The sequence below is a fragment of the uncultured Paraglaciecola sp. genome (assembly GCF_937123705.1).
GTDB lineage: Bacteria > Pseudomonadota > Gammaproteobacteria > Enterobacterales > Alteromonadaceae > Paraglaciecola.
Genome location: NZ_CAKZKO010000153.1, coordinates 1 through 6,769, shown reverse-complemented (window position 1 = coordinate 6,769; position 6,769 = coordinate 1). Strand labels below are relative to the sequence as shown.

The following is a 6,769-nucleotide window of genomic DNA, read 5'->3' as shown; positions in this document are numbered from 1 at the left end:
ATTGTCCATCCACTACGGCCTTCATGCAAATTGGACCCCGAACCTCGAATGCCAACCATATTGATGGTGAGGGGGTCGCTTGACGCCAAAGCCAACAGCGTTGAGGTGATGACCCCGCTGGCAGTCAAACTATCGCCTATCATCATGTAATTGACGGTGACGCCAGTTCCAGCTGATGCAAGTGCAGCTTCGAGCTCGATATTCTTTGTGAATAAAGCGCTTTCAGTACCCTTTTGATACACGGTGATTGATTGAGTTCCACCACCAATATCAGCAGCATCAAGGTTTAGCATCCACCTCTCGTTTTGCTGGATACCTTTGGACAATCCGCTGACTGACCAATGATAATCGTCATAGTCACCGGCAATCAGATTATCGAAGTAGACCGAAGTTTCCAGCCCTTCCACCGCATACATCTTTGGAGGAGCCCAGTTTTGTGCTGACACCACGTCGTTGACATCGTTTTTAAACTCATCAGTGGCGTTGTAGTTTACGGTTGTGACAGGATTGGTCAGCAATAGGTGTTCAACGCCCAACCGAGAATTGCCTGAGTTTAGCGCCCACGCTCCATTTATCGGCTCGCCAGTGGTCGTATAGTATGAGGTTTCTCCATTCGGAAGCGAGCCGAAATGTTCCGCCATTGCGGCAAAGTCACCGAGCAGAGTTCTCGCGTACAGGCCGATGAAATACTTCCCGCCGATGAAGTCTCCATCATCGATCGTGACAATGGATCCAGTAACTGGGTCCTTCAAAATGATAGTGACATCGGTCAATGTGTCAGATGTCTTTCTCACCCTGACAGAACCAATTGCGAGAACCGTATTTTCCGTCCCGCCAGGTATTGCACCAGTCCTGACAACAGCGTGAATTCTCTCCCATTTGGAACTGGCAGGAATGTTGAGGGCTCGGCCAATGATTTTGGCTCTGATAGCATTGAAAGACACACCGTTGGCTGTGTAAGTCTCGCCCCAGCCAGAGAATGGCAGATCTCGCACACCACTCGATTGACCACCAGTCATAGCCAACGTTACGCTTTCACCGTCGGCTGACACACCCTCATCGATGTCAAAGCCGTAATCAGTGATTCCTAATGTATCACCAAGGATGTCGTCCTTGAATGCGTCTTGAGGTGTGTAAGTCGTAACCTTTTCGGGATCTGCCACGAGCACATGATCGACACCAAGTCGCCAGTTACCTGTGAATACAGCATAGGAATCATTAACGGCATCACCTCCAGCCGACATGTACCATGAAGTTCCGGCAGTATTGGGCAAGGTGCCAGTGTGAGGCGACATATATGCAACGCCACCATCGGCTCGCGATGCCCAGACGGCGATAAAGTATTTACTGTCAATCATATCGGCATCGGTCAGGGTTTTGACCAAACCAGAAATCGAATCTGTGAGCAAAATCTCAAGGTCATAGAGAATATCATCATCTGGTTTAACCTTGATGTCACCAACAGCCAGGACAGTTGATCCTGATAAATGCGGCGTTGCACCTGTTCTCACCACTACATTGATGCGCTCCCACTTATCCGCATCAGTGGTCAGGGATGCGCGCCGGCTGATAATTCGGGGCCTGATACAATTGAAGCTGATGCCAGCAGGATTATAAATTTCACCCCAGCCCGTGAATGGATTGGCATAACTTGTGTTGGTGTACGGCGCCGTCACTTCAAGCGTGTTGGTTTTCGAGCTGCCACCTACTGTTTCAGTGGTCTCAACAATGCTCACCGTTACCGCTTGAGCGTCTGTCTTTGCAGTCTCAGCCAAAACCCGCTGTCCCAGAGCTTTGGCTGAATGATGCAGGGCAGAATACTTGCCCGTCTCAACTTCGCTGTCCTCAGCCTTCTCCGCCCAATCTTGGGACTTATCACGAGCGGTGATCGTGTCATCATAAACAGAAGTGACCTCGGGCAAGGTGATGCCATCTCGCCCCCTCATAATCAGCTTTGAATCACCAATCGCTTCAGCAAATAATATCCTCAGCCCACCGCCGATATCGGTAAACGCGGAAAAATCTCCGGTGCTACGCGTTGCATGCTTTCGCAGATCAATAGATCCAGTACCGACCAGTTCCCAGGAACCTCCGGTTGTTTCCATAACGGAAAACGCGGCCTCACCAACTGAAAGTCCTTTATTGTCCGCATTTGGGGACTGTAAACGAAGCGCTCCGTTTACAGTTCCAGTGACAGCCAATGTAACCAAAACATCGGCACCGTCTGCTGTGGCCCTTGCCTCGCCAACAAAGCTACGGGACGACAGATCCACTGGATTGTCATCAGCGTCGCGAAACTCGCCAAGGTTCAAGTCCCATTGGGAATCGATATACCCTCGGAGTCTTGCCCGAAAAGCTAAAGTCTGTGTCATAATCGACCTATTTTTGAGATGGTATTTCGGTTGGCTGGCCGGGCAGTACGCGGCTCAACATAGTCAATTCACAAGGGAAAGATTTGGGGATACTCCAGCCTACATTCCGGCTTTTTCACGTAGGTAGGCCTCAATCTGATGGCGTTTTTCGATCAGCTCGCGACCTGTTTTCACAATTATCATGTCGCCAACTTCGCCGTCATATTCCCACAATGCCGCTCCGCCATAGCCATTGATATTTAGACCAGCATAACCCGACAAATCAGCGCCTCTGATTTCCACAATCACCCATTGACCAGTTGCGATCGCGGTGCGTGCGTCACCTTGAGTTGTACCAATCAATTCACCATTGACATATGTTCCGCTGATGGAACCTGGAGGAGCAAAGTTTGCTGACCCGGAAGCATGATTGAACACCAATGGAAAATCGGACGATGCCCCAGTTTTGAACAAAGGAACTGCTTGCACATCGGTAGTTTTCATCGTCAGGAAAATGCTGCAATCATCCGGCCCTGCTCCACCAGCAAAAGTGAATGTTAGAAATTTCGTGTACTCATCAAAGAGAATGGATTTCACCTCATCAACGACGTTCAATTCAGGCCTTGCCAACTCAGTCGTTGAGCTCCCGTTCGTACCGCTCCCCGATTTATCCTGAGCGTACCCAATCAAATCACCGTCGGTGGCAGCATTGGCCCCTGAATTATTGACCGTTGTGAACAGATTGGATGTGTCGGCTGTTGAGAACCAAAGCTCCGATCTAATATTTGCGATCAAGTTGTCATTGTTAACCGAACTGATCTGCTCTTTGAGCCAAGGCAAGATGATGTTTTGTCGATCATCACTATCAAAGTTTGCGGTTGGGATGATCATGAGGCCATTCCATTCACCGGCATACCTGAATACACTAGCGTAACCAGACAGAGTGAAGGTCGCCCATTCCGTTAGATTAACATTCCTAACCTCCAACGTGACCCATTCGTTTGTTGCGATCGCCGCCGCCAATGTGGAATTATTGGGGCTAACCAACTCAACATCATCAATGTGGAACGTGGGAGTACCCGAGTTCGGTGCAAGACCTGTGCCTGTGAGCGTATTGTCCCAATAAGGCATGTAGTGCGAAAGGTCGCCATCTTCCGAAAACAGAATAACTCTGGCGTCATCAGTCTTGAGATTGATAAACACAGAGCAATCAGCAGGACCGGCTCCACCTTCAAAGGGCATTGACAGAAAATCATCAACACCATCATGTTTGACACGCCAAATGCCGTTGCTGTTTTTGAGGATTGGCCTTTGGGTGTCGGCGGGCGCGTCAAACTCATGTCGAGAAACATCAGATTTATCCAGCATCTCGCCGACTAAATCTCCATGGCCTGGCTGACCACCAGATCCATCCGTTTCGATCGACGATGTCCCGCCCTTCACATCATACCAAGCCGTCTTGGTGATCCCGCTGATGGCCATATCGAGCGCAGTCAACCCGAGTTTTTCGCGGAACCAGGGTAAGATCACAGTATCGCGCTTTGCTGTGAGCTCAGCACCCGTATCAACAATCAGAAGGCCAGCACCCTTGCCATCCATTGGCCAGCCAACATTCCAATAGCCGCTCCATCCGATATCTTCCCACGTATTCAGTTCAACGTCTCGGAACTCCACAATATTCCACCCGCCGTTGCTTATTGCGTGGGCAAATTCATCTCGACCAGTATTCCCTACGCCGCCGATTTGATTGCCGTTTACATGGATTGTGACTGCGGCTCCACAGCCACTTGTAACTACTTGTGTAGCATCTGCCTCTGACGCAGCACCCAAAAAGTGCTCGTTACTATCACCAAACATGATGAAAATATCATCGATCGACTTGATGGCAGCGAATACCGAGCAAGCAGCCGGTCCTGTGCCACCTAAAAACGTGTAGTAGAGTTTGTCGTCAACTCCATCATATTGATCAAACCAAATTCCATCAGAAATACCTAAGATGGCACGATTACCATCTGAATCAGCTGCCCCGTATTTGTTGGGGTTTGCTTTGTCTCTGCGAGAGCCAATCAAATCACCCACAGCAGCGCGCGCACCTGTTGCTACTCTCGAAACAATGGCACTGTCATAGAAGCTGGGAGCACCAAAGATGTGCTTGCCGCCGAGCCCTAGCATTTTGCCATCAAGCTCAGTCATGCCCGCCAGGGTGGCCATATATGGAATGATATCATCCGCTCTCTGATCGGCAGTAAATGAGGCTGTTGGGATGACCAGCAACCCAGCCATATTGCCATCAAGAAAGAACGCAGCTGTATACTGAGAGAATTTCAACTCTGACCAATTGCTCAAATCAACGTTGCTGATTTCGTAGATCTGCCACTCACCAGTAGCGAGCGCTAAATGCACATCGCCACGAGTAGGAGAGCCAGGAAAGTCAACACCATTTAAGCCGATTGTTGGAGAGCCTGAATCTCCAGCGTGAGTGGTTGTTGAATTGATGTCCTGCCAGATACCTGCCCACTGGGTCACGGTTTGCCCCGTCAGGATAATAGCATCATCAGCTGTGCTTTTGATGGCAATAAAGATTGAGGCATCAGCTGGGCCAGTCCCTCCATCGAAACTAGCTTCAAAGCCATCATCCGAACCATCAAATAGGAAACTGTGCACACCATCATCAATGTTTAGAGTGGGGCGTGCCGCATCAGATATCGCAACAAAATTCTGACCTGATGATTGATCCGTCACGAATCCGACTAGATCGCCATCTGAGGGATTGGCACCAGTCCCAGATCGAGCAACGAATGATCTATTCGTGTCCACAGCCGAATACAATGCACTGGTGACCAGGTTAGCGATTCTATTGGCCAGAGAACCACCGCCGACAAGAAGGCGCGGTGCGAACTCCCCAGCTCTGCGGAAGCCGTAGGAAAACGGACGGAAATGGGTCATAGCTTAGCTTCCATGCTGCAGGACTATTCCAGAATCGGGTCCACCTGGTGCAATCCTTGCCCAGCACACTTCATCAACTAGCCCTGAAATTGTGTCCTTTGGACCCTGGGCCGGTTGACCCGTTTCAATTCCAGCGCCTGGATCTGATCCGTATTGAAATCGAACAGTTAGATGCCCCGGTATGGATGCATATGATTTGTTGGATGCGGGCAAGATTTGCGTCCACCCCGAATTTGTGACGGTGTGTACAGTGCTCATGTTGGCACCTCCATTTTAGATGTGATTTGGGAATTAAGTGAATGCGCCAGCTGATGGCGTGATGATTTGAATAGCGCCACGGATTTGGACTTGTACTCCAACCGCAATATTGTCCTGGATATACAAACTATAATCATGGGGCTGATCATCAGGGATCTCATAGACCATGGGGTCACCTGTGAAATTGCCCAAATCAGTGAATATGCCAGGAGAACCACCGCGATAAGCCGCCCTCCAAGCCTGAGTACCATCAACCCTGAATTGTACGTTTGCCCCGCCTCCGTAATTTCCAGTATTCAGTATGTAGATGACGGTTTTGTTTGCGAAGAAAACGCTTGAAAGAAAGTCCCGCTTTGACCCCATAGCCACGTTAGTCCAATGCATGGGCGGAAGGATAAGCAAATCGCCAGCCTCAGCCTCAATGTCCTGCAAGGTGAACACATCTTGATTGTTCGTATTGCTGAAAACATCGAAATGATAATGCGCCTTGACGATGCCAATAACTGATGACCCGCTGTCCACATCACTTGCGGCCTCCAGCTTGGTGGCATGATCCAAATAGGCGACAGATCCGACAATAGTGAATTTGACCAGCTCACCTGCCCCCCAGTCCAAGGCCTTGATTGCAGATCCATCTCGCCTCTTAACCGGAATGGCTCCGAGGGAGCTGATGTTGATGGTTGTGGCCCCGCCAGCCGCCGCTGTAGTGATCATCCTGAACTGAATGCCATCAGTATATGCAAGGCCATCAGGGACCGCTGCATTCGCTGTTATTGCAACGGCGGTACCGGCAAGCCCAGTAAGCAGGCCACCCTCGCCATTCCAGTTGCTTTTCAGGGATTCGGCAACCTGTTTGATGTGCTCCTGACCACCAATCACGCCATCGCTATCAATGCCCTGTTCATCAATTTGCCGCATCGTTACCATCAGGCCACCTTCTGCATTTCTTCAAAAATTACATGAGCTTCTGGAATGGCGGTGAGCGTTGCACCGAAGTCTCTAGTTCTGTCGATCTCATCCACCACCATGCGAAATAGGCCATTGTTCTCTGGCCCCATGCTGCAGTGTGTTCCGATGAGGCTTTCAGGATCCGCAGTGGCCAATGGGCTATCAATAGTAATGACATCACCCTCCACACCCGTAACCGTTCGCATTTCCGGCCCGTCTGAAGCTTGCACATGAATGGCTGTCTTCATTCCGATACTGTACAGATC

General features: G+C 50.0%; 5 protein-coding genes. All 5 read right to left on the bottom strand.

The window, feature by feature from the left end; translation table 11 throughout:
• Positions 1–2,372: hypothetical protein (locus Q0688_RS20665; RefSeq protein WP_299081913.1), on the bottom strand; the 2,372-nt coding region annotated here is incomplete at its 3' end.
• 99 nt (positions 2,373–2,471) lie between these two features.
• Positions 2,472–5,297: a hypothetical protein gene (locus Q0688_RS20660; protein WP_299081910.1), complete on the bottom strand. Its 2,826-nt coding sequence runs from the start codon at positions 5,295–5,297 to the stop codon at positions 2,472–2,474.
• Between the two features lie 3 nt (positions 5,298–5,300).
• Positions 5,301–5,555 (bottom strand): hypothetical protein, encoded by a 255-nt coding sequence (locus tag Q0688_RS20655; protein WP_299081907.1) that lies wholly within the window; start codon positions 5,553–5,555, stop codon positions 5,301–5,303.
• A gap of 33 nt (positions 5,556–5,588) precedes the next feature.
• Positions 5,589–6,482 (bottom strand): hypothetical protein, encoded by an 894-nt coding sequence (locus tag Q0688_RS20650; RefSeq protein WP_299081904.1) that lies wholly within the window; start codon positions 6,480–6,482, stop codon positions 5,589–5,591.
• Positions 6,482–6,769 (bottom strand): hypothetical protein (locus Q0688_RS20645; RefSeq protein WP_299081901.1); only part of this gene is annotated, 288 nt, incomplete at its 5' end. The genes Q0688_RS20650 and Q0688_RS20645, both read right to left, overlap by 1 nt.